Below are 22,790 nucleotides of genomic sequence, written 5' to 3'. Positions count from 1 at the left end.
TAGCAGGCCCCTTCCGCACTACTGTTGCACTGATGTTGCAGCGTCAGCGCTGCAACGGCGCCAGCAGTGCCGCCAGGTCCAGGTGCGCGGCCATGGTGTCGGCCAGGCGCTCGATCGACGCTTCGCGCAGCGCGTCGAGATCGACCGCCTGCGCCTGCTCCAGCCCGGCCCAGCGCAGCAGCGCCTGGCAGCCGGCGGGATCGTCGAACAGGCCGTGCACATAGGTGGCCAGCACCTGCCCGTCGGCCGAGCGCGCGCCGTCCGGCCGCATGGTGCCGTCGCCGCGGTCCAGCCACGCGGCGGGCCGCTCCAGGCCCTTGCCGGTGGTGACGCCGAGGTGGATCTCGTAGCCGCGCACCGGCGCGTCGGCCGTCTCCGGCGCGAGCCGGCCGCGCACCTGGCGCAGCTGCTTGTCCGCCGCCAGCGTGGTTTCGAAATCGAGCCAGCCCAGCCCCGCGCTGCTGCCGGCGGGGCCTTCACGGCCATCGGGATCGTGCACCTGCCGCCCCAGCATCTGCATGCCGCCGCAGATCCCGATCAGCTTGCCGCCGTAGCGCAGGTGGCGCGCCAGCGCCGCGTCCCAGCCCTGGGCGCGCAGGAAGTCCAGGTCGGCGCGCACGTTCTTGCTGCCGGGCAGCACCACCAGGTCGGCCGGCGGGACCGGCCGGCCCGGGCCGACAAACTGCAGGTCCACCTGCGGGTGCGCGCGCAGCGCGTCGAAGTCGGTATGGTTGGAGATGCGCGGCAGCACCGGCACGATCACGCGCAGGCGCTGCGCGCCCTGGCCGGCATCGGCCTGCGCGCCGATGATGGCGTCCTCGGCATCCAGGTGCAGGCCGTGCAGGTACGGCAGCACGCCGAACACCGGCTTGCCGGTACGCGCGACCAGCCAGTCCAGTCCCGGCTCCAGCAGCCCGATATCGCCGCGGAAGCGGTTGATGATGAAGCCAGTCACGCGCGCGCGCTCGCTCTCGGACAGGCAGTCGAGCGTGCCCACCAGGTGCGCGAACACACCGCCGCGGTCGATGTCCGCGACCAGCACCACCGGGCAGTCGACCCGCTCGGCAAACCCCATGTTGGCGATGTCCCGTTCGCGCAGGTTGACCTCGGCCGGGCTGCCGGCGCCCTCCACCAGCACCACCTCATGGGCCTGCGCCAGGCGCGCGTGCGAGGCCAGCACCGCCTGCATCGCCTGCGGCTTGTAGGCGTGGTAGGCGCGCGCGTCCAGGTCCAGCCGCGCGCGGCCGTGGATGATGACCTGGGCGCCGGTGTCGCTGCTGGGCTTGAGCAGCACCGGGTTCATGTCGGTGTGCGGCGCCAGCCGCGCGGCCTGCGCCTGCAGCGCCTGGGCCCGGCCGATCTCGCCGCCGTCGGCGGTGACGGCACTGTTGAGCGCCATGTTCTGCGGCTTGAACGGCACCACGCGCGTGCCGGCGCGCGCCAGCACCCGGCACAGGCCGGCGACGATAGTGCTCTTGCCGGCATCGGAGGTGGTGCCCTGGACCATCAGGGTGCCGCGCAGGGCACCCGCGGGCGGGAATTGCGGAGAGTCGGGTTGCATCGGCGGATTATCGCACCGGCCTCCTTATCGGACTTTGGCACTGTGCCCCACGCGGGCCGTGCCATGCCTGGATGCGGCGGCTACAATACGCGGATGGAAACCCCGGCCATCGCACCTGCCACCGCCCCTGCCGCACAGCCGCGCGCTGCCGCCGGCGGCACCGGCGGCCGCCAGCTCACCCTGGTGCTGGGCGGCGCACGTTCCGGCAAGAGCCACTTTGCCGAACAGCTCGCCACCGACCACGCCACCCTCACCGGCGGGCCGGTCACCTACATCGCCACCGCGCACCAGGATCCGGCCCATGCCGACCAGGAACTGGAGGTGCGCATCGCGCTGCACCGCGCCCGCCGTCCCGCCGACTGGCGCCTGGTGGAAGAGCCGGTGCACCTGGCCGATGCGCTCTATGCCAACGCGCGCCACGACGGCTGCATCCTGGTGGATTGCATGACGCTGTGGATCAACAACCTGCTCTTCCCCAACGGCCGCAGCTATCCCGAGCATGGCGTGATCACGCCGCCGGCGGCGTTCACCGAAGAAATCGAGGCGCTGCTCAACGCGCTGCCGACGCTGCCCGGCCACGTGATCCTGGTCTCGAACGAGATCGGCTTCGGCGTGATCCCGATGGGCGCCATCACCCGCTTCTATGTCGATGAACTGGGCCGCCTGAACCAGAAGCTGGCCGCCGCCGCCGACTGCGTGCGGCTGCTGGTGGCGGGCATCCCGGTTGCGGTAAAGGGGCCCGATCCCGCATGCTGATGCTGGCCTGGCCGGCATGCGTGGCAGCGGCATGGATCGGGGCACTGCTGGACCGCTGGCTGGGCGAGCCGCGCCGCTGGCATCCGCTGGTGGGCTTCGGCCGCATCGCGGCCGCATTGGAACGACGCCTCAACCCTCCCCCGCAGCGTGGTGCGCCATGGCGCCGGCGCCTTGCCGGGCTTGCCGGCTGGTGCGTGCTGGTGCTGGCCCCGGCCGCGCTGGCATGGTGGCTGGTGGCCGCCGCGGCCGGCTGGCATCCGCTCGCCGCGCTGGCGCTGCATGCGCTGGCGCTGTACGCGGCGCTGGGCGCGCGCAGCCTGCACCAGCATATCGCCCCGATCGCCGGCGCCCTGGGCGCGGCCGACCTGCCCGCCGCGCGCGCGCTGACCGCGCGCATCGTCTCGCGCGACACCGCCGATGCCGACGCCGAGGCGCTGGCCCGCGCCGCCTGCGAATCGGCGCTGGAAAACGGCAACGACGCGGTGTTCGGCGCGCTGTTCTGGTTCCTGCTCGGCGGCGCGCCGGCCGTGATCGTGTACCGCCTGGCCAATACGCTCGATGCGATGTGGGGCTACCGCACGCCGCGGCTGGTGTATTTCGGCTGGGCCGCGGCGCGCCTGGACGATGCGCTCAACCTGGTGCCGGCGCGGCTGACCGCGCTGTCATATGCGCTGCTCGGCGCCACCGCGCAGGGGCTGCGCTGCTGGCGCACGCAGGCGCCGGCGTGGTCGAGCCCCAATGCCGGCCCCGTGATGGCCGCGGGAGCCGGCGCCGTCGGCGTACGGCTTGGCGGCCCGGCGCGCTATCACGGTGAAATCGAGCAACGCCCGCCGCTGGGCGCCGGCATCGCGCCGCAGGCGGCGCATGTGATCGCCTGCCTGCGGCTGGTGGAGCGCACGCTATGGCTGTGGCTGATACTGGCAGGCGCGAGCGCGCTGGCCGCGCTGATCATCTCCGCACCGGCATGAGCACCGCCCTGCCCCCGATCCGCCATGGCGGCGACCTGCTCGCCGCAGTGCGCCGCTACGGCCGCCCGGCCGACGACTGGCTCGACCTGTCCACCGGCATCAATCCCGACGGCTATGCGGTGCCGATGCTGCCGCCACAGGTGTGGCAACGGTTGCCGCAGGACGACGATGGCCTGGCCGAACTGGCCGCGGCGGCATGCGGCGCGCCCCATGCGCTGCCGGTGGCCGGCTCGCAGGCCGCGATCCGCACGCTGCCGGCGCTGCTGCGCCCGGGACGCGTCGGCATCGCCGCGCTGGGGTACAGCGAATACGCGCCGGCGTTCGCCGCCGCGGGGCACACCGTGGTGCTGCTGGACGAAGCGGATTTCACGCGGCCTGATCTGGCCGACGCGCTCGATCATCTGGTCGTCGTCAACCCGAATAACCCGACCGCGCGCATGCTGCCCGCCGCCACGCTGCTGCGCTGGCATGGCGCGCTGGCTGCGCGCGGCGGCACGCTGCTGGCAGACGAAGCCTTTATCGATTGCCTGCCCGGCGCTTCCGTCGCCGCGCACAGCGCCCGGCCCGGGCTGGTGGTGCTGCGCTCGATCGGCAAGTTCTACGGCCTGGCCGGCATCCGCTGCGGCTTCGTGCTGGCACAGCCGGCGCTGCTCGAAGCGCTGCGCGCGCGCCTGGGCCACTGGACCGTCGCCGGCCCCGCGCGCGAGGTGGCGCGCCGCGCGCTGGCCGACCAGCCGTGGCAGCACGCCACCCGCGACCGGCTGCAGGCGTGCGGGGCACGGCTGGCCGCCATGCTGGACCGCCACGGCCTGGCGCCGGCGATGCACCCGATGTTCTGCTGGGTCCCGCATCGCGACGCCGCGCGGCTGCACCACGCCCTGGCGCAGCACGGCGTCTGGACCCGCTATTTCGATGCCGCCGGCGGCTGCGCGCCGAGCCTGCGCCTAGGCCTGCCGCCGGACCAGCCGCTGGCCTGGCAGCGGCTGGACGCGGCGCTGGCGGCCTCTACCTGACCCTCTGACCCTCTGACGCCTGCCATGCAGAACCGCCTGACCCCTGTCATCGCCTCCGCCCTGCTGCTCGCAGCGCTGCCCGCCAGCGCCACGGTCTCCGTCATCGACGACGCCGGCCAGACCGTGAGCCTGGCGCAGCCGGCGCGCCGCGTGGTCTCGCTGGCGCCGCACGTCACCGAGATGCTGTTCGCAGCGGGCGGGGGCGACCGCATCGTCGGCACCGTCAACTACAGCGACTACCCGCCGCAGGCGCGCGAGATCGCGCGCGTGGGCGACAACAAGGCGCTGGACCTGGAGCGCATCGCCGCGCTCAGGCCCGACCTGATCGTGGTGTGGCGCCACGGCAATGCGCAGAAGCAGGCCGACCGCTTGCGTGCGCTCGGCATCCCGCTGTTCTACAGCGAGCCGCGCCGGCTGGCGGCAATCCCGGACAACATCGAGAAGCTCGGCACGCTGCTGGGCACCGAGGCCACCGCGCGGCGCGCCGCCGACGGCTTCCGCCAGCAGGTGGAAACGCTGCGCAAGACCTATGCGGCGCGCCCGCCGGTGACGGTGTTCTACCAGGTCTGGCAGCAGCCGCTGATGACGCTCAACGGCCAGCACCTGGTCAGCGACATGCTGGCGCTTTGCGGCGGCCGCAACCTGTTCGCGGCCGAGGCGCCGCTGGTGCCGACCGTGTCGGTCGAAGCGGTGATCGCGGGCAATCCCGAAGCGATGGTGACGGCGGGCATGGGCGCCACGCGCTCGGACCAGCCGTTGCCGGATTTCGAGATGTGGCGGCGCTGGAAGCAGGTCACGGCGGTGGCGCGCAACAACCTGTTCGTGATCGACGGTGACCTGCTCAACCGTGCCGGCCCGCGCGTGGTGCAAGGCGCGGCGCAGATGTGCAAGGACCTGGATACCGCGCGCAGCCGGCGGCCGGCGCGCTGATCAGCCGGCGCGGTTCCACCAGCCCAGGCGCGCCCCGCCCTGCCCCAGCCGGAACCCGCAGCTGGCGCCGAAGCCCAGTTCCCAGGTGACCGTGGTCGACAGCGGCACGCCCAGCCAGTGTGCCGCCAGCATGCGCATCGGGCCGGCATGGCCGACCACCCAGAGACATTGCGCGCGCTCCCCGGCCAGTGTCGCGGCCCAGCCGGCGACCCGCGCCATCGCCTGCGCCGGGGATTCGCCGCCATGCGGACGCGCATGCAGCAGGTCGGCCGCCCACCGGTCGAGCGCGCCGCGGTCGATCGCATCCCAGGCCACGCCCTCCCAACTGCCGAAGTCGATTTCGCGCAGGGCCGGTTCGGTGTCGATGTCCGGCACGCCGCCGGGCCATGCCTGGGCCAGCGCCTGCGCCGTGCCGAGCGCGCGCGCCAGCGGGCTGGCCACGATGCGATCCGGTGCCGGCAGGCCGGCAACGATGCGCGCGGCGGGCGGCGTCAGCGGCGCCAGCAGCGGCAGGTCGAGGCAGCCATAGCAGGTTCCTGGCGGCACCTGCGGCTGCGCATGGCGGATCAGGACCACGTCCATGCCGCGGCCACCAGGTAGAGCAGGATTTCGGCGCATTGCTGGGCCATGCCCAGGCAGTCGCCGGTATAGCCGCCGATGCGGCGCACGAAGTAACGGCCGAGCAGCAGGCGCAGCACCAGCAACCCTGCCACGGCCGCCGCGCCGAACCCCGGCGACACCAGCCACAGCGGCACCAGCCCACACAGCAGTGCGAACACCAGGCCCGCGCCGGCCAGCTTCTGCGCCACCGGCTTGGCCTTGCCCTCGGGACGCACGTAAGCCAGCGTGGCGAGATAGCTGACCGCCATCGCGCGGCTGGCGGCATGCGCGGCAACCAGCACGGCGATCAGCACCGCGATGCCGCCGCGCCCGGCGATCGCCACCAGCAGCTGCCACTTCAGCAGCAGCGCCAGCACCAGCGCGATCGCACCGAATGCGCCGATGCGCGAATCGTGCATGATGCGCAGCACGTCGTCGCGCTGCCACGCACCGCCGAAGGCATCGACGCAATCGGCCAGCCCGTCTTCATGGAAGGCGCCGGTCAGCAGCAGCGTCGCCGCCATGCCCAGCAGCACGGCCACGCCGGGCGGCCACCACAGCGCCGCGCCCCAGGTGGCCAGCGCGCCCGCGCCGCCCACCAGCAGCCCGACCAGCGGGAAATAGCGCGCCGCGGCGTGCAGGTAGTGCGGTTCGAAGCCGACCCAGCGCGCCAGCCAGGCCGGCAGCGGCACGCGCGTGAAGTAGCCCAGCGCCGTCAGGAAATAGCGCAGTTCGCCGGCCACACCGGCAGGGCGGCGCGGTTCGCGGCCGGGTTCGGGCATGGGCACCGGGTCGGTCGGCGCGCTCATGGGGATGCGGTGCTGACGCCGGCGCCGCTGAAGGTGGCCATCTCGTTCAGGAACGCCGCCGCCGAGGCCAGCAGCGGCCACGCCAGCGCGCAGCCGGTGCCTTCGCCCAGGCGCAGGTCCAAAGCCAGCAGCGGCGCGGCGTCGAACTGGGCCAGCAGCGCACGGTGGCCGCGCTCGTGCGAGCAGTGCGTGAACACGCAGTACTGCAGCACGTTGGGGTCCAGCCGCTGCGCCACCAGCAGCGCGGCCGTGGCGATAAAGCCGTCGACCAGGATCATCATGCGGCTGGCCGCGGCGGCCAGGAAGGCGCCGGCCATCATCGCGATCTCGAAGCCGCCGAAGGTGGCCAGCACGTCCAGCGGCGCCTGCGCATCGGCATGCCGCGCCAGCGCGCCGGCCAGCACCTCGCGCTTGCGCGCCAGGCCGGCGTCGTCCAGGCCGGTGCCGCGCCCGATGCAGTCCTCCAGCGGCAGGCCGGTCAGCCGCTGCATCAGGCACGCCGCGGCCGAGGTATTGGCGATGCCCATCTCGCCGAAGCCGATCACGTTGCAGCCCTGCTGCGCATGGCGCAGCACGCGCGCCATGCCGGCGGTCATCGCCGCGGCGGCCTGCTCCGGCGTCATCGCCGGCTCGACCGCGAAGTTGCGGGTGCCGTCGGCGATGCGGCAGTTGACCAGCCCCGGCGCTGCCGGCAGCGGCACGCGCACGCCCGCGTCGACGATCTCCAGCGCAATGCCGTGCTGGCGCGAGAACACGTTGATGGCCGCGCCGCCGGCCAGGAAGTTCTGCACCATCTGCGCCGTGACCTCGGCCGGATAGGCGCTGACGCCGGCATCGGCCACGCCGTGGTCGGCGGCGAACACGATCACCGTGGGCCGCCGCAGCGCCGGGCGCGCGGTGCCCTGGATCAGGCCCAGCTGCAAGGCCAGTGCTTCAAGCCGGCCGAGCGCGCCGAGCGGCTTGGTCTTGTCGTCGATGGCGGCCTGCAGCACCGGGCGCAGCGCATCGTCGAGCGGAGGGATTTCGGGAAACTGCATGATGCGGATACTCAGAAAGAAAACGGGCTACATCTCCACGCCGCGCTGGGCCTTGATGCCCTGCTGGAACGCGTGCTTGACCGGGGTCATGTCGGTGACGGTATCGGCCGCCTCCACCAGCGCCGGCGGCGCGCCGCGACCGGTGATGACCACGTGCTGCATCGGCGGGCGCGCGCGCAGGTCGGCAATGACCTGCTCCACATCAAGATAGTGCAGCTTGAGCGCGATGTTGAGCTCGTCGAACAGCACCAGGCCGATGCTGGGGTCGCGCAGCATGCCGCGCGCCACTTCCCACGCGGCCTCGGCCTTGGCCACGTCGCGGGCACGGTCCTGGGTTTCCCAGGTATAGCCCTCGCCCATCACGTGGAAGGCGCATTCGTCGGGAAAGCGGCGCAGGAACATCTCTTCGCCGGTGGGCTGCGCGCCCTTGATGAACTGGACCACGCCGGTGCGCATGCCATGGCCGAGCGCGCGCACCACCATGCCGAAGCCGGAGCTGGACTTGCCCTTGCCATTGCCGGTGGTGATGACGATCACGCCGCGCTCGTCCTGCGCGGCGGCGATCTTGGCGTCGACGACTTCCTTCTTGCGCACCATGCGCGCCTTGTGGCGGGCATCGCGATCGGGGTCTTGCACAGCGGGGTTCTGGTTTTCAGTCATGGTCTGGGTTGGGTGGGGTCGGGCGCGCGCCATCGGGAATCAGCGCGGTATGCGCGCCGTCGCTGACGCTGACGATGGCGGTGCGCAGCGCGCGCGAGCAGTGTTCGGGGGTCAGCACCTGCGCGGCCGGGCCGTGCAGCGCGGTGCCGTCTTCGGCCATCAGCAGGGCGTGGGTGGCGTAGCGCAGCGCCAGCGTGAGGTCGTGCAGGATCACCACGATGGCGTGGCGCCCCGCCCTGGCCAGCGCGGCCAGCTGCTCCAGCACCAGGATCTGGTGGCGCAGGTCCAGGTGCGAGACCGGTTCGTCCAGCAACAGCAGCGGCGCCTGCTGCGCCAGCGCCGCGGCCAGCGAGACGCGCTGGCGCTCGCCGCCGGACAGCGTCAGCACATCGCGCGCGGCCAGTGCCTCGATATCCATGGCGCGGATCACGTCGTGCACGATGCGGTCGTCCTCGCGCCCGGTCCAGCCCCAGCCGGACAGGTGCGGATGGCGGCCCACGCGCACGGCGTCGAGCACCGGCATCGGGAAGGTGTCGTGCACGGCTTGCGGCAGATAGGCGCGCTGGCGCGCCAGCACCGCGGGGTCGACCAGCGCCGGCGCGGTGCCGTCGATCTCGACGCTGCCGCCGTCGGCGTGGCGCAATCCGGCCAGCACGGTCATCAGCGTGGACTTGCCGGCGCCGTTGGGGCCGGCGATGCACCACAGCTCGCCCGGGCCGATGGCCAGGCTCAGGCGCTGCACCAGCACGCGCTGGCTGGTGCGCAGGCGCACGTCGCGCAGCGTCAGCCGCGGACAGGCAGCGAGCGGCAGGGACCAGTGCGCGCCTGCGCTCATCGCGGCCTCCGCAACAGCAGGTAGAGGAAAGTCGGCACGCCCAGCAGCCCGGTGATCACGCCCACCGGCAACTGCGCCGGCGCCACCACGGTACGCGCGATCAGGTCGGCTGCCATCAGCAGCGCCCCGCCCAGCAGCGTCGCGGCCGGCAGCAGCAGGCGCTGGTCGTTGCCCCACGCCAGCCGCACCAGGTGCGGCACCACCAGCCCGACGAAGCCGATCGAGCCAGCCGTGGTGATGGCCGCGGCAATGCACAGCGAGGCCAGCATGAAGGTCGCCAGCCGCACGCGGCCGACGCGCACGCCCAGCGACTGCGCCACGGTCTCGCCCAGCAGCATCACGTTGAGCGCGCGCGCCATCGGCATGGCCAGCAGCAGCGCCGCCACCAGCGTGGCCAGCGCGCCACCGTAGCTGGCGGTGCCGCCCAGGTCGCCGGTGAGCCAGAACAGCATGCCGCGCAGCCGCGACTCCGGCGCGACCGACAGGATCAGCGTAATGACCGCGCCCCAGCCGGCGGCCAGGATCACCCCGGTCAGCAGCAGCCGCGCGCCGGCTTCGCGATGGCCGCCCTGCACCTGCGGATGCAGCAGGTCGCGCCGCGCCAGCGAGGCCACCAGCACCATCGCCAGCAACGCGCCGATCGCCGCGGCCGCCTGCACGCCCCACCACGGCGCCAGCGCCAGCATCGCCAGCAGCGCGGCGGTGGAGGCCCCGCCCGATACGCCCAGCACATAGGGCTCGGCCAGCGGATTGCGCAGCAGCACCTGCATCAGCGCCCCGGACAGCGCCAGCAGCCCGCCACAGGCAAAGGCCGCGGCCGCGCGCGGCAGGCGCAGCTCGTGCACGATGGCGCCGGCAGTGCCGGTGTCGGTCCCGCTCAGCGCCAGCCACAGCTCGCGCGCATCGAGCGCAACGCTGCCCAGCGCCAGCGACAAGGCGAACGCCAGCAGCGCCGCGAACGCCAGCAACAGCCAGATCGCCAGGGCTCGCCTGAACTCAGACATGGAACTCAGACATGGCACTCAGACATGGCGCGCCCGCGCGCTCATCGCTGGCGCCAGCCCAGCGTGATGAAGCCGGCGCGCCCCTGCGTGTTGTAGGGGTAGGCGAGCTGGTAGTCCTTGTCGAACAGGTTTTCGACGCGGGCGGCGATGAACCATTGCTTGTCGATGTTGTAGCGGGCGTTGAGGTTGACGATACCGTATCCGCCCAGCCGGCGCGAGCCGGCGTCCATGCGCGACGACGACAGCAGCCATTCGCCGCCGAAGCGCCAGTTGCCGACATTGCGGCCCACGTCCAGCGCGGCATGGCGGCGCGCGCGGCGCAGCAGCTGGGTGTTGGTCTGCTCGTCGACCGGGTTCTGGAAAGTCACGCTGGCGCCGATGTCGGTGCCGTAGACGCTGGCGCGCCACGAGGCCTCGATGCCCTGCACCTTGGCCTGGTTGACGTTCTGCGCCAGGAACATGCCGTTGGGCTGCTGTGCCGACACGATCAGGTCGTGGTAGCGCGTCTCGAACGCGGTCACGCGCAGCAGGCCGGCGCTGGCGGTGGTGTACTGCACGCCGGCCTCGACCGACTTGGCGCGCTCGGGCTGCAGGTTGGGCTGGCCGAAGTTGGGGTAGTACAGCTCGTTGAAAGTCGGCGCGCGGAAGGCGTTGCTGACGCTGGCGATCAGCTTGAACGCATCGGTCAGGTTGTAGCCGTAGCCGGCGAAGAAGCTGCCCTGGTTGCCGAAGTCTGAATAGTGGTCGTTGCGCGCGTTGAGCTGCAGCTGGTGCTTGCCGAAGCGCCCGTCATAGCCGCCGAACACCGAGAACACATTGCGCGTGGGCGCGCCGTAGGCGCTCGAGTCCAGCTCCTGCTGCAGGTAGTCGGTGCCGAACAGCAGCGTGTGGCCGGCGGCCAGCGCGTACTCGTTCTGCCAGTTGAACTGGCGGTTGCGGGTATTGAAGGTGCCGTTGGGCCTGTCGTTGAGGAAGGTATCGCTGCGGTCCTCGCTCTGCGACAGCTTGAAATGCGTGGTCCAGTCCGCGCCCAGCTTGCCGTTGACGAAGGCCGACAGCGTGTACAGCTCGCTGTTGGTGCGGTTCTCGTCGGTGGGGCGGCCGAAGGCGCTGTCGAACGACAGCTTGCTCTTCGAGTAGTAGCCGGTGATGCCGGCATCCCAACTGGGCGTGAAGCGGTGCTTTACCTGCCCCGACACGCTCTGGTTCTCGTACGGGTTGTCGTTGGGATTGGCGCGCGGCGCCTGCCTGGTATTGATCGACGAGAAGCCGTCGGTCTTGAACGCCGAGCCGGTCAGGTTGAACGAGGTGTCGCCGACCTGGCCGCCATAGCCGACCGTGCCCTGGCGCGTATTGTTGCTGCCGTACTCCACCGCCGCGTTGGCCGCCGGCGCCTGGCCCGCGCCGCTCTTGGTGAAGATCTGCACCACGCCGCCGATCGCGTCCGAGCCGTACAGCGCCGAGACGTTGCCGCGCACCACCTCGATGCGGTCGATCTGGTCGGGCAGGATATTGGCCAGCTGCGCGGTGCCGCTGCTGGCCGACGACACCCGCACCCCGTCCACCAGGATCAGGGTCTGGTTGGAGTTGGCGCCGCGCATGAACAGCGAGGTATTGCTGCCCATGCCGCCGTTGGTCGCGAACTCCACGCCGGCCTGGCTGCGCAGCAACGTGCGCAGGTCGGGCGCCTGCGCATTGGCGATGTCCTGCTGCGTGACCACCGTGGTATGCGGCAGCGCCTCGGTGATCGACTGCGCGGTGCGGGTGGACGTGACCACCACCGGCGCCAGCTGCGCGGCGCGGCTGTCCGCCGCCTGCGCGGAAGCGGTACCGGGAACGAGGGTGAACGAGGCCATGGCCGCCAGGATGGCGGGCACGGACGGACGCACCGCCGGGCTTGCCGGGCGGGTCGACCTGTGAAGCGATGAACGCATGATGCAGGACTGGATAGGAACGGCCGGGCCCGTTCCCCCGCGGGCCATATGGCGATGAGGCGTGCCGCGCACGGGCGGCAGCCCGCGTTCAGGCCGGTATCCGGGCTGGCGACACGGAACCGGCGCCTTCCCGAACCTGCGGTTCAGTGGCGTGTGGCCGGTCCTGCGGGCATGTGGCTGGCATCCGATGACGGATCGGGCCTTGCCAGCGATGTGGCTGGCGCATGCGCACCGCGGTCGCTTACCGTTGCGGGGGCAGCACAGGTTGGCCTCTCCGGCGCGCAGCCGGCCCGGCTCCCTGTTTCCCGTTGAACTGCCCTTTCGCCAGGGACGAAAAGGGCGAGCACCTGGAACGTGCGCGAGTCTATGGCGTTTCGCCCCCCGCGTCAACGCGACGACCCCACTGCTCGCATGGCTCGCCTGGTAGCGTTTTGTCACACTCTCGCGGCGTCTTGGGTGCAGAAGCCTGCAACTTCCATGCGGGCGGCCGGTCACAAACCTTTCCTCCGCATTGTGCATGCCGGCGCATCGGCTAGAATCGCGATACCTGACACTACTCCCATCATGACAGGCCCTATGCTCACCGAACTCGAACAACTGGCCGCCAAGATCGGGCGCGTGCTGCACCATGCGGACACCCTGGCGGCGGAGAACCAGCGGCTGCGCGACGAGATCGCGCGGCTGGAGGGCGAAGCCGCGCAGTTGCGCGGCGAGCGCGAGGCCATGGCCGCCGACCGCGAACTGCTCAATATCAAGATCGAGGAAGCGCAACTGCGCATCCAGTCCATCCTTGACAAGCTGCCGACCGCCAGCGACACGCGCCAGCTCGACCTGCTCGGCGAAGAGGCCGTGGCGCAGGGCGCCGACGCGCACAAGGCCCCCGGAGAACACGCATGAGCAACAAGCAAGTCGAAGTCAACATCGCCGGCCAGGCCTACCGCTTTGCCATCGCGCCCGAGAACGAGGCCGCGCTGCTCGAGGCCGTGGCCCTGGTCGACACGCAGATGAACAAGCTGCGCACCGGCAGCGCCGCCAAGGGCGTCGAGCGCGTGGCGGTGATGGCCGCCATCAGCATCGCCTCGGACCTGCTGTCGCTGCAGCGCAAGCAGCAGGCCGAGGGCGCGATCCCGGTCGACGCTATCCGCGCGCGCATCCGCGAACTGAACGATCGCGCCGACGAAGCGCTGCGGCAATATGCCCACGTGGGCACCGGTACGCGCGGTTGAGCGGCAAGGGGGGATGTGCTGCGGATGCCGCGCTGCCGGCAAAATGTAACGACACGCGCGAGCACACTTGGTATGCCCTGCAACGCGGTGTATAGTGTAGCCAGACTGCACGAGGCACTACAGAAGTGCAGCTGACAGGTCAGGTTATCGCGCCTGGCCGCCGTTTTCATCCCATCCTTGTTAGAAACGGCAAACGTCTGACATCCAGCACGTGGACAGTCAGACGTTTGACAGTTTCCCTGCCTGGTTCGTGAGGGTCATAAACTCCTTGAACCGATATGCATTGCATGGTGCGGGATTATGTCGCGTGGGCGAGCGCGTCGTCGCATTCATAGTCCGGGCCTGGCCTGGACTCCCTGAGTGGATGATGTACCCGAAATGCGACTTCCGCAGCCACTCTGAACCTCACTTGGGTTCAGGATGCCGACCCAGCGGCCGAGGCGGGGACCCCTAAAAAGGCGGTGGTTTTCTGAACCATCGCCTTTTTTCTTGCCTGCATGCCTGCCCGCATGCTTGCCGGTGTTTTTTCGCACCTGCCTTCGTTTCCTGAGCAGCGCCGTGAGCCCTAACCAGAACCAACGCGCCCGCCAGTACTGGCTGATGAAATCGGAACCGGACGAAGCCAGCATCGACGACCTGGCCCGGCAACAGACGCTGCCGTGGACCGGCGTGCGCAACTACCAGGCGCGCAACTTCATGCGCGACGCCATGCAGGTCGGCGACGGCGTGCTGTTCTACCACTCGTCGTGCCCCGAGCCCGGCATCGCCGGACTGGCCGAGGTCTGCTCCGCGCCCTACCCCGACCCTACGCAGTTCGACCGCAACAGCCCGTATTTCGACGCCGCCTCGAAGGCCGAGGCGCCGCGCTGGCTGCTGGTCGACGTGCGCTTCGAACGCAAGAGCCGCCTGATTGCGCTGGCCGAGCTGCGCGAGCATGAAGCGCTGGCCGACATGGTGGTGCTCCGGCGCGGCAACCGGCTCTCGATCACGCCGGTGACGCCGGCGGAATGGCGCTATATCACCGGCAAGCTGATGGACTGACCGGCCGAGCGCCGCCGCAACGAACCAGGCCTTGCGCGCCAAGGCTGACGACAATAACAACGACTTGCTGACACGATGCCGTTCGACAACCTGCCGGTGCTGATCCCCGCCCTGCTCGCGCTGGGCGCCTTCACCGGATTCTGCGCCGGCCTGCTCGGCGTGGGCGGCGGCATGATGATGGTGCCGTTCCTGACGCTGCTGTTCACCAGCCTGGGCTTCGCCGGCGAAGCCATCGTCCATATGGCCATCGCCACCTCGATGGGCACCATCCTGTTCACCTCGCTGTCGTCCGTGCGCGCGCATCACAAGCGCGGCGCGGTGCGCTGGCCGATCGTGCTGGCGCTGGCGCCCGGCATCGTGATCGGCGGCATGGTTGGGGGCGGCAAGGTCTTCGCGGCGCTGAAGACCAGCTGGCTGTCGCTGGCGTTCGCGGGCTTCGTCGGCTTCTCGGCGCTGCAGATGCTGCGCAACCGCCGGCCCAGGCCCGGGCGCCAGCTGCCGGGCTTTGCCGGCATGGCCGGCGCGGGCGGCGTGATCGGCTTCCTGTCGAGCCTGGTGGGCGCCGGCGGCGCCTTTGTCTCGGTGCCGTTCATGACCTGGTGCAATGTGCCGATCCACAACGCGGTGGCGACCTCGGCCGCGCTCGGCTTCCCGATCGCCGCGGCCAGCGTGGCGGGCTATATCTGGAGCGGCTGGCACGCGCCCGGACTGCCGGCGGCCTCGCTCGGCTATCTCTACCTGCCGGCGCTGCTGGTGATCGCCGCGGCCAGCGTGCTGACCGCGCCGCTGGGCGCGCGCACCGCCCACCGCATGGATGTGGGCCAGCTGCGCAAGGTCTTTGCGGTGCTGCTGCTGTGCCTGGCCACGTATATGTTGTGGAAGGCCTGGCAGGCGTTCTGACAACGCGCGTCACCCGCACGGGGGAACGAGACCCTGCGCGCGGCGGCGTCGCAACAATCGTTTGCAATGTCGCGGAACGATCGCGCCTGCGGCCACGTCTGATACCCATCACGTTTGATTGGGAGAACCACATGAAACAATGGCTCGCCGCCACCCTGCTCGGCACCACCGCCGTCGTCGCCTCGGCCCACGGCGGTCCCACGGAAACGCCGTCGGGCGTGCTGTCGCTGACCGCGCAGGCCGTCACCGAAGTGCCGACCGATATCGTGCACCTGACGCTGGCCGCGGAGCAGGAAGGCGCGGAACCGGCCGCGATCTCCTCGGGCCTGTCGAGCCGGACCCAGGCCGTCATCACGCAGGCGCGCCGCGTGCAGGGCGTGACCGCCGAATCCGGCGGCTTCACCATCCACCCCAGCACCGACCGCAACGGCCGCATCAGCACCTGGCGCGGGCGCTCGGAGGTCATCCTGAAGTCGCGCGACTTCTCGGCGGTGTCCAAGCTCGCGGGCGAGCTGGCCAGCCAGATGCAGGTGCAGAACATCGCCTTCTCGCTGTCGCGCGAAGCGCGCGAGGCCGCCGAAGCCAAGCTCGCCGAGCAGGCCATCGCCTCGTTCCGCAGCAAGGCGCAGGCCACCACCAGGCTGTTCGGCTACAACAGCTTTACCATCCGCGAAGTCAGTGTGAACGAGACCGGCATGGTGCCGCCGGTGCCGCGCATGTACGGCGCCGCCAAGGCCATGATGGCCGACGCCGCGGTGCCGGTGCCGGTCGAAGGCGGCAAGACCCAGGTCACGGTGTCGGTGAACGGGTCGGTGCAGATGCTGAAGTAAGGATGTTGGAGTAAACGAGACGACCCGTCTTGCGACGGTGTACTCCCTCTCCCGCAAGCGGGAGAGGGGAGCAAACCCTCAGCTTCCGGAAGTCAAAGCACCGCGAACTGTTCCCGCAGCACGTTCTTCTGCACCTTGCCCATGGTATTGCGCGGCAGTTCGTCCACCACGTGCACCCGCTTGGGCACCTTGAAGTTGGCGATGCGGCCCTTGAGCGTGCCGATCAGCGCCCCCTCGTCGATGTCGGCACCGGGCTTGCGCACCACCACCGCCACCACCGCCTCGCCGAAATCCGCGTGCGGCACGCCGATCACGGCGCTCTCGGCCACGCCCGGCATCTCGTCGATAAAGCTTTCGATTTCCTTCGGGTAGACGTTGTAGCCGCCCGAGATGATCAGGTCCTTGCTGCGTCCGACGATCGTCAGGTAGTGGTCCGGCACCGTGCGCTCGCCGGCCTGGGTGACGATGGCGCCGCCGAAGCGGCCGACGTCGCCGGTCTTGAACCAGCCGTCGTCGGTGAACTCTTCCCTGGTCTTCTCCGGCATGCGCCAGTAGCCCTTGAACACGTTCGGCCCCTGCACTTCGACATTGCCGATCTCGCCCGGCGCGCAGGCCTTGCCTTCGCCGTCGACCACGCGCACCGACACGCCCGGCAGCGGCATGCCCACGGTGCCGCCGATGCGCTCGCCCAGCGCCGGGTCATACGGGTTCGATACCAGCATCACGGTCTCGCTCATGCCGTAGCGTTCCAGGATGGTATGGCCGGTGCGCTCGCGGAAGGCGTCGAAGGTTTCCAGCAGCAGCGGCGCCGAACCCGACACGAACAGGCGCATGCGGCGGCAGGTGTCGTCGTCGAAGCGCGGCTCCTGCAGCATGCGCACGTAGTGGGTCGGCACGCCCATCATCACGGTGCAGCGCGGCAGGAATTTCAGCACTTGCGCCATGTCGAGCTTCGGCGCCCAGATCATCTTGGCGCCCGCCAGCAGCGCGCCATGCGACGCGACGAACAGGCCGTGCACATGGAAGATCGGCAGCATGTGCAGCAGCACGTCGTCGCTGCGCCAGCCCCAGAAGTCATGCAGCGTCTGCGCATTGGAGGCGAGGTTGCGATGGGTCAGCATCGCGCCCTTGCTGCGGCCGGTGGTGCCGGAGGTATAGAGGATGGCCGCGAGGTCATCGTCGGCGCGCGCCACCGTCTCGAAGGTATCGGGCTTGCCCGCCGCGCGCGACAGCAGCGAGCCGCTGCGGTCGTCGTCCAGCGTAAACACATGGTTCACGCCGTGGCGGAACGCCACCTTCGAGACCCAGCCGAAATTCTTGCTGCTGCAGACCACCACCGACGGCTCGGCGTTGCCGACGAAGTAATCGATCTCGGCCTCCTGGTAGGCCGTGTTCAGCGGCAGGTAGACATAGCCCGCGCGCAGCGTGGCCAGGTACAGGAACAGCGCTTCGGGGGATTTTTCCACCTGCACCGCCACGCGCGCGCCTTCGGGCAGGTGCAGCGATGCCAGCAGGTTGGCCAGCTTGGCGGTGGCGCGGTCAAGGTCGTCCCAGCTGTAGTACAGGCCATCGTGTGTCTCGATGCAGCAGGCGGTACGGTCAGCGGGGAAGCGGGATGCGAACAGGGCGAACAGGTTGGCGTTCATGGCAGGGAGCGAACGAAAGACTGAAAAAGCGGGCTGAAAAGCGAAGTCATCGATGTTGGGAAGCAGTGCCGTCGGCGCGCCCTACTCCCCGCGAAACCGTGGTGGCCGGCGCGCCAGGAAGGCCGCGACGCCTTCGGCGTGGTCCGCGCCTTCGGCATAGGCGAAATGGGCGTCCAGGTCGGCCGGCGACAGCGGCGCCGGCGATGGCGCCAGCCGATGGATGGTGGCCTTGTTGATGCGCGCCGCGGCGGGCGCGCCGGCGGCAATGCGGCGAACCGTGGCGTCGACCTCGGCGGCCAGCGCGGCCGGCTCGACCACGCGCGTCAGCAGGCCTTTGTCGCGCGCCTCGGCGGCATCGAAGACGCGGCCTTCGAGCAAGATCTCGAGCGCCGCGGCGCGGCCCGCCAGCGCCAGCAGGCCTTGCAGCTCGCCGGGCGCCATCGGGAAGCCCAGCCGGTTGATCGGCACGCCGAAGCGGCTGTCCGACGCGGCGATGCGCAGGTCGCAATGGCAGGCGATTTCCAGCCCGCCGCCCACGCACACGCCTTCGATCATCGCCACGGTGGGGTGCGTGCATTGCGCCACCGCCGCCAGCGCGGGCGCGATGGTGGCCATGTGGTAGTGGCGCACCGCGGCCTGGTCGCCGCGCTCGGCGGGAAACTCGGCAATGTCGGCGCCGGCGGCAAAGTTGCCGTCGGCGCCGCGCACCACCACGCAGCGCAGCGAGGTATCCGCCGACAGGCGCGCAAAGCCCGCCGCCAGCTCGCGCCACATCTGCGCGGAAATGGCGTTGAGCTTGCCCGCGTGCGCCAGCGTCACGGTGGCGGTGGTGCCCTGCGTGGCAAAACGCACGGTGCCGCTCATGGGCGCATCCCCCGGGTTCGGATCGGCATAGGCATAACGTTGCGTCAGTCCATCTTGGCGCCGGACTGCTGCACCACCTGGGCCCAGCGGCGGATCTCGGCGTGCTGGAACTGGCCGAACTGCTCCGGCGTGAACGCCGGCGTTTCCGAACCGTTGTTCAGCCAGACCTGCTTCAGCTCCGGCGTGTTCAGCGCCTTCTCGGTCTCGGCGTAGAGGCGGTCGACAATGTCTTTCGGCGTGCCCTTGGGCACCCACATCGCGTACCAGGTCGACACCTCGTAGTTGGGCACGCCGGCCTCGGCCGCGGTCGGCACGTTGGGGAAAGCGGGCGAGCGCTTGGTCGACGCCACCGCCAGCGCCTTGATACGGCCCGCGCGGATATGCTGCGCCGACGAGCCGAGGCCGTCGAACATCAGGTCGACCTGGCCCGCGATCAGGTCGGACAGTGCCGGGCCGGCGCCCTTGTACGGGATATGGGTGATGAAGGTCTTGGTCTGGATCTTGAACAGCTCGCCCGCCAGGTGGTGCGACGAACCGTTGCCGGCCGAGCCGTAGTTCAGCTTGCCGGGGTTGGCGCGGGCGTAGGCGATCAGCTCCTGCAGCGTATTGGCCTTGACGCGGTTGGGATTGACCACCACCACCTGCGGCGGCTGCGCGATCACCGTGACCGGAATGAAATCCTTCTCGATGTCGTAGTCCAGCTTCTTGTAGAACGACGGCGCGATGGCGTGGTGGGCGCCGCCGATAAACACGGTGTAGCCGTCCGGCGCGGCCTTGGACGCGAGGCTGGCGCCGACCGTGCCGCCGGCGCCGCCGCGGTTGTCGATCACGAACTGCTTGCCCAACTGCTTGGACAGCTGCGCGGTGAGCGGGCGCGCGAAGGCATCGGTGCCGCCGCCGGCGGGGAACGGCACGATCACGGTGACCGGCTTGGACGGCCAGGTATCGGCGTGCGCCGGGGCGGCCAGCATGGCGCCGGCACCGATGCCGGCCACGCCAAGGACCAGGCCCGCTGCGCGCGCGCACGCGGCCAGGCTGAACTGACGACGATTCATCTTTGTCTCCTCTCTCTTCTGGAAAGTCAATCTGATCGCCGCGCGCGTCCGCAGGGACGCAGCGCGGCCGGCTTTGCTTCTACGACAGGGCTCCCGTCAAAACGACACGGCGCGCGCGGCGGCGCCGGCACGAGGGCAAGGGCGATTGCCGTGACCGGACCAGGATCACAGCAGCTTCCCGACGCTGCGGCTGATGCGCGGGTTGCCTGCGCCCAGGCGTGCCAGATTGTCATCCAGCGCCTCGGGCACGTAAAGGTAATTGACCATCATGCCGCAGCTCTGGCTGCGGCCCTTGCGCGACAGGTCTGCGCCCCAGTTGAGCCGCTCCACGCAGGCGCCGTTGCCAAGGTGGAAACGCGCCACCGGGTCGGCCGGCATCGACTGGTTGCGTTCGCGCACCAGGAAATGCGCGGCCAGGGTCAGCGCGGTGTCGCGCACCACGGCATCGGCGGCATCCGGCGCCAGCGCCTCCAGCCACGCCGCGCCGTCGGCGGGCGCATTGCCGTGCCGCTCGCTCCAGCGCGCCAGCCGCTTGTCGCCCAGCACGCGCGCCACGGCTTCGCCGTCCTGCTTGCGCAGCCAGTCGGCAAACCCGGGGATCGGCGACAGCGTGGCGAACTGCTTCACTTTCGGGAATTCGCGCTGCACTTCCTCGATCACGCGCTTGAGCAGGAAATTGCCGAAGCTGACGCCGCGCAGCCCCGCCTGGGTATTGCTGATTGAATAGAAGATCGCCCACTTGACGCGGCGCAGGTCTTCCAGCGGCGCGGCTTCGTCCAGCAGGGTGTGGACGTCGGCGGCCATCTCCGGGGCGAAGGCCACCTCGACGAAGATCAGCGGCTCGCGCGGGATGCGCGGGTGGAAGAAGGCGTAGCAGCGGCGGTCGGAATCGAGCCGGTTGCGCAGGTCAGTCCACGAGGCGATCTCGTGCACGGCCTCGTAGCGGATCAGCTTTTCCAGCAGCGACGCGGGCGAGTCCCAGGTGATCGGCTGCAGCTCCAGCAGGCCGACGTCGAACCAGTTGGAAAACAAGGCCTCGAGGTCATCGTCGAGCGGTCGCAGCCCGGGCATGCGGCGCTGCCAGCGCAGCATGTCGGCGCGCAGCTGGATCAGGAAGTGCAGGCCGCAGGCGCTGTTGCCGCGCTGGCCATGCAGCGCGGCCAGCCGCTTGAAGAAGCGGATGCGGGCGTTGGACTGCGCCTGGCCCGCGCGCGTGCCCTTGTCGCCCTCGGCTGCGGTGTCTTCGCTGCCGCTGCTGGCCACCTCGGCCAGCACCGCCAGCATGCCGCGGCGCGTGGCCTCGCCGGCGGCTTCGTATTCGGCCTGCCAGGCCTGCGCGGCGGCATTGGCGGCGCCGTCGGTCAGGCGCGCATCGAAGCACAGGCGCAGTTGCTCGCGCTGGCGGCGCACCACCCGCGCCGGCAGCGGCGCCTCGCCATCGGCCAGCGTGACGGCCGTGGCATCGCCATTGGCCTTGGCGTCGACCTCGCCCTTGCGCCCCCACCAGCGGCCCAGCCGCGACAGGATATTGGAACTGGACGGCTCGCTCTCGCCCAGCGGCGCGCTGATCTTCTGGTCACCCGTATCGAAGGAGTTCATGCGGTACCTGCCTTGATGCATCGATGTGAACGTGGGGGAAACTCTGACTGGCGTGGCGTAGCGGGGTGCGGGAGCTAGTCTTCCGCGCTCGCCACGCGCAAGGCCGGCGGGGCACGCACGGCCTTGACGTCCGCCGCCAGCGCGGCGCCGCCGGCATCGAGCGCCTGCAGCGCGCCGCGCTGGCGCAGCAAGTGGGTCTTCATCATGGCTTCGGCACCTTCCGGGTCGCGCGCCTTGAGCGCGGCAAACACGCTCAGGTGCTCGGCGCAGGATTCGTGGATCCGCCCCGGCAGCTTCAGGCTCTTGTGGCGCGACAGCCGCAGCACCTTGCGCAGGTCGCTGATCAGCCCGCTCAGCCAGCGGTTGCCCGCCAGCCGCTGGATCGCTTCATGGATCTGGGCGTTGGTCTCGTAGTAGGCGTCGATATCGCCGGCCTGCGCATAGCGCGCCAGGTCGGCGTGCAGGCCGTCGAGCGCGTCGAGGTCGGCGCGGGTGGCGTTGCAGGCGGCCTCGTAGGCGCAGCGCCCTTCGAGCAGCGCCATCAGCGGAAAAATCTCGTCGAGGTCCTGCTCGGACAGTTCATTGACGAAACAGCCGCGGCGCGGCTCCAGCCGCACCAGGCCTTCGGCGGCAAGCACCTTGAGCGCCTCGCGCAGCGGCGTGCGCGAGATGCCCAGCGTTTCGGCCATCGCGCTTTCGTCGATCCATGCGCCCGGCACCAGCGTATGCGCGTCGATCATGGCGCGCAGCCGGTCTGCCACTTCCAGATACAGCGCCTGCTGGACGATGCGCATGCCTCCTCCTGTATCGCGCGGAGGATCCAATGGCGTGTGCACCGGATCCCATAATTCATAATTATGGATTAGGACGCGAACGATACAAGGACTTTCGATGGTGCGCCGCAAGGTCGGGCGCGCTGATTGAGCGGGAATGATGTGATGAGGTGCGGCGGGCGTCCCTTGCCTCCCCGCAAGGAGACGCCCGCGCCTGAAAAGAACTGCTGTACTGCGTGATTCATCGCTGGCGGATACGAATGCATCCGTCGCGTGGGTCCATGGATTGACCTGGCGCTGGCCCCGCGCCACCCCTGTTGCAAACGCGCCAAAGCGCGTGGATTTTCCCGTGCCCTTTGATCCGTGCAGCGCGGCTAGCGTAACTCTCGACCCGAAGAGCCGTACTCCCCCCTGGCACTGCCGTCGGCGGCTGTGGCTCGCCGCTCATCTTGTAACAATCCTACTAGCGATTTACGTGCCAGTCGGGCTAAGCCCTTGATTTTATGGATGGCACCGAACCGAAATTTGTTACAGGATGAGATCAGTGTAACAGGATGTTTCCAAAGTGTTACGAGGGTTTTCCATGGTGTCGACCTTGCGGCATAGACTGGCGGCGCGCTGCCATGCAAATTGTGCCGTCGGCGATATTTATCGGTGCCAGAATGTGAGGCCGTCGCCGCAATTACCTGAATTGCCATCGTTGCGTTTTTGAAACAGGTGCCGGCCACCGCGGCTTCCCTTAACGGCGT

The 22,790-nt window shown here is 70.0% G+C and carries 22 protein-coding genes, 1 other RNA gene and 1 riboswitch; of the genes, 10 read left to right on the top strand and 13 right to left on the bottom strand.

Annotated elements, in window-relative coordinates; all coding sequences use genetic code 11:
- Positions 1–43 precede the first annotated feature (43 nt).
- Positions 44–1,561, bottom strand: a complete 1,518-nt coding sequence (locus FHX60_RS01945; RefSeq protein WP_183282408.1) for a cobyric acid synthase — start codon at positions 1,559–1,561, stop codon at positions 44–46.
- A 63-nt stretch (positions 1,562–1,624) separates the two neighbouring features.
- Between FHX60_RS01945 and cobU the strand changes: the two genes are divergently transcribed.
- The 4 genes from cobU to FHX60_RS01925 are packed head-to-tail and all read left to right on the top strand — an operon-like array spanning position 1,625 to position 5,228.
- Complete coding sequence (cobU, locus tag FHX60_RS01940; RefSeq protein WP_092306693.1) at positions 1,625–2,317, top strand: bifunctional adenosylcobinamide kinase/adenosylcobinamide-phosphate guanylyltransferase; 693 nt, start codon at positions 1,625–1,627, stop codon at positions 2,315–2,317.
- Positions 2,311–3,285, top strand: coding sequence for an adenosylcobinamide-phosphate synthase CbiB (gene cbiB / locus FHX60_RS01935; RefSeq protein WP_183282407.1), 975 nt, complete (start codon positions 2,311–2,313; stop codon positions 3,283–3,285). The genes cobU and cbiB overlap by 7 nt, the downstream gene beginning before the upstream one ends.
- Positions 3,282–4,298 carry a threonine-phosphate decarboxylase CobD gene (cobD, locus tag FHX60_RS01930; RefSeq protein ID WP_183282406.1) on the top strand — a complete coding sequence of 339 codons (1,017 nt, stop codon included), beginning with the start codon at positions 3,282–3,284 and terminating at the stop codon, positions 4,296–4,298. The genes cbiB and cobD overlap by 4 nt, the downstream gene beginning before the upstream one ends.
- Positions 4,299–4,322: 24 nt before the next feature.
- Positions 4,323–5,228, top strand: a complete 906-nt coding sequence (locus tag FHX60_RS01925; protein ID WP_112774376.1) for a cobalamin-binding protein — start codon at positions 4,323–4,325, stop codon at positions 5,226–5,228.
- On the opposite strand, the gene FHX60_RS01920 is transcribed toward FHX60_RS01925, so the two are convergent.
- Genes FHX60_RS01920 through FHX60_RS01890 form a run of 7 tightly spaced genes read right to left on the bottom strand, consistent with a single transcriptional unit; the run spans position 5,229 to position 12,107 of the window.
- On the bottom strand, positions 5,229–5,810 hold the full coding sequence (locus FHX60_RS01920) for a histidine phosphatase family protein (RefSeq protein WP_183282405.1): 582 nt from the start codon (positions 5,808–5,810) through the stop codon (positions 5,229–5,231). It lies immediately after the preceding gene.
- The gene (locus tag FHX60_RS01915) at positions 5,795–6,637 is read right to left on the bottom strand and encodes an adenosylcobinamide-GDP ribazoletransferase (RefSeq protein WP_375790521.1); all 843 of its coding nucleotides are present in this window, start codon (positions 6,635–6,637) and stop codon (positions 5,795–5,797) included. Before FHX60_RS01915 ends, FHX60_RS01920 begins: the two co-directional genes overlap by 16 nt.
- Positions 6,634–7,674 (bottom strand): nicotinate-nucleotide--dimethylbenzimidazole phosphoribosyltransferase, encoded by a 1,041-nt coding sequence (gene cobT / locus FHX60_RS01910; RefSeq protein WP_183282404.1) that lies wholly within the window; start codon positions 7,672–7,674, stop codon positions 6,634–6,636. The genes FHX60_RS01915 and cobT overlap by 4 nt, the downstream gene beginning before the upstream one ends.
- Before the next feature lie 27 nt (positions 7,675–7,701).
- A complete protein-coding gene (cobO, locus tag FHX60_RS01905) occupies positions 7,702–8,334 on the bottom strand; it encodes a cob(I)yrinic acid a,c-diamide adenosyltransferase (protein ID WP_183282403.1) in 633 nt (210 codons plus the stop codon).
- Complete coding sequence (locus tag FHX60_RS01900) at positions 8,327–9,169, bottom strand: ABC transporter ATP-binding protein (RefSeq protein WP_183282402.1); 843 nt, start codon at positions 9,167–9,169, stop codon at positions 8,327–8,329. The genes cobO and FHX60_RS01900 overlap by 8 nt, the downstream gene beginning before the upstream one ends.
- A complete protein-coding gene (locus FHX60_RS01895; protein ID WP_183282401.1) occupies positions 9,166–10,173 on the bottom strand; it encodes a FecCD family ABC transporter permease in 1,008 nt (335 codons plus the stop codon). The genes FHX60_RS01900 and FHX60_RS01895 overlap by 4 nt, the downstream gene beginning before the upstream one ends.
- A 41-nt stretch (positions 10,174–10,214) precedes the next feature.
- The gene (locus FHX60_RS01890; protein WP_183282400.1) at positions 10,215–12,107 is read right to left on the bottom strand and encodes a TonB-dependent receptor domain-containing protein; all 1,893 of its coding nucleotides are present in this window, start codon (positions 12,105–12,107) and stop codon (positions 10,215–10,217) included.
- 74 nt (positions 12,108–12,181) lie between these two features.
- A riboswitch (cobalamin riboswitch) is annotated at positions 12,182–12,474 on the bottom strand.
- Between the two features lie 209 nt (positions 12,475–12,683).
- Between FHX60_RS01890 and FHX60_RS01885 the strand changes: the two genes are divergently transcribed.
- The 6 genes from FHX60_RS01885 (at position 12,684) to FHX60_RS01860 (ending at position 16,104) form a co-directional block, all read left to right on the top strand.
- A complete protein-coding gene (locus FHX60_RS01885) occupies positions 12,684–13,004 on the top strand; it encodes a hypothetical protein (protein ID WP_092306674.1) in 321 nt (106 codons plus the stop codon).
- Positions 13,001–13,333: a cell division protein ZapA gene (locus FHX60_RS01880; RefSeq protein WP_092306672.1), complete on the top strand. Its 333-nt coding sequence runs from the start codon at positions 13,001–13,003 to the stop codon at positions 13,331–13,333. Before FHX60_RS01885 ends, FHX60_RS01880 begins: the two co-directional genes overlap by 4 nt.
- 233 nt (positions 13,334–13,566) lie before the next feature.
- Positions 13,567–13,784, top strand: a non-coding RNA gene (gene ssrS, locus FHX60_RS01875) — 6S RNA.
- A gap of 107 nt (positions 13,785–13,891) precedes the next feature.
- Positions 13,892–14,374, top strand: coding sequence for an EVE domain-containing protein (locus FHX60_RS01870; RefSeq protein WP_181925786.1), 483 nt, complete (start codon positions 13,892–13,894; stop codon positions 14,372–14,374).
- A gap of 75 nt (positions 14,375–14,449) precedes the next feature.
- Positions 14,450–15,274: a sulfite exporter TauE/SafE family protein gene (locus FHX60_RS01865; protein ID WP_092306670.1), complete on the top strand. Its 825-nt coding sequence runs from the start codon at positions 14,450–14,452 to the stop codon at positions 15,272–15,274.
- A gap of 131 nt (positions 15,275–15,405) precedes the next feature.
- A complete protein-coding gene (locus FHX60_RS01860) occupies positions 15,406–16,104 on the top strand; it encodes an SIMPL domain-containing protein (RefSeq protein ID WP_092306668.1) in 699 nt (232 codons plus the stop codon).
- A 92-nt stretch (positions 16,105–16,196) separates the two neighbouring features.
- Here FHX60_RS01860 and FHX60_RS01855 read toward each other — a convergent pair whose 3' ends face one another.
- The 5 genes from FHX60_RS01855 to FHX60_RS01835 all read right to left on the bottom strand — a co-directional run bounded on the left by FHX60_RS01855 (position 16,197) and on the right by FHX60_RS01835 (position 22,062).
- Positions 16,197–17,750 carry a malonate--CoA ligase gene (locus tag FHX60_RS01855; RefSeq protein ID WP_183282399.1) on the bottom strand — a complete coding sequence of 518 codons (1,554 nt, stop codon included), beginning with the start codon at positions 17,748–17,750 and terminating at the stop codon, positions 16,197–16,199.
- 81 nt (positions 17,751–17,831) lie between these two features.
- Positions 17,832–18,614, bottom strand: a complete 783-nt coding sequence (locus FHX60_RS01850) for an enoyl-CoA hydratase/isomerase family protein (RefSeq protein WP_183282398.1) — start codon at positions 18,612–18,614, stop codon at positions 17,832–17,834.
- A 44-nt stretch (positions 18,615–18,658) separates the two neighbouring features.
- Positions 18,659–19,669 (bottom strand): Bug family tripartite tricarboxylate transporter substrate binding protein, encoded by a 1,011-nt coding sequence (locus FHX60_RS01845; RefSeq protein ID WP_092306663.1) that lies wholly within the window; start codon positions 19,667–19,669, stop codon positions 18,659–18,661.
- A 165-nt stretch (positions 19,670–19,834) separates the two neighbouring features.
- The gene (locus FHX60_RS01840) at positions 19,835–21,268 is read right to left on the bottom strand and encodes a malonyl-CoA decarboxylase domain-containing protein (protein WP_183282397.1); all 1,434 of its coding nucleotides are present in this window, start codon (positions 21,266–21,268) and stop codon (positions 19,835–19,837) included.
- Between the two features lie 74 nt (positions 21,269–21,342).
- Complete coding sequence (locus tag FHX60_RS01835; protein ID WP_183282396.1) at positions 21,343–22,062, bottom strand: GntR family transcriptional regulator; 720 nt, start codon at positions 22,060–22,062, stop codon at positions 21,343–21,345.
- Positions 22,063–22,790: the final 728 nt, after the last annotated feature.

The sequence above is a fragment of the Cupriavidus alkaliphilus genome (assembly GCF_014191175.1).
Lineage (GTDB): Bacteria > Pseudomonadota > Gammaproteobacteria > Burkholderiales > Burkholderiaceae > Cupriavidus > Cupriavidus alkaliphilus.
Note: the sequence above shows the minus strand (reverse complement) of the source record. Positions and strands in the feature narration are given on the sequence as shown.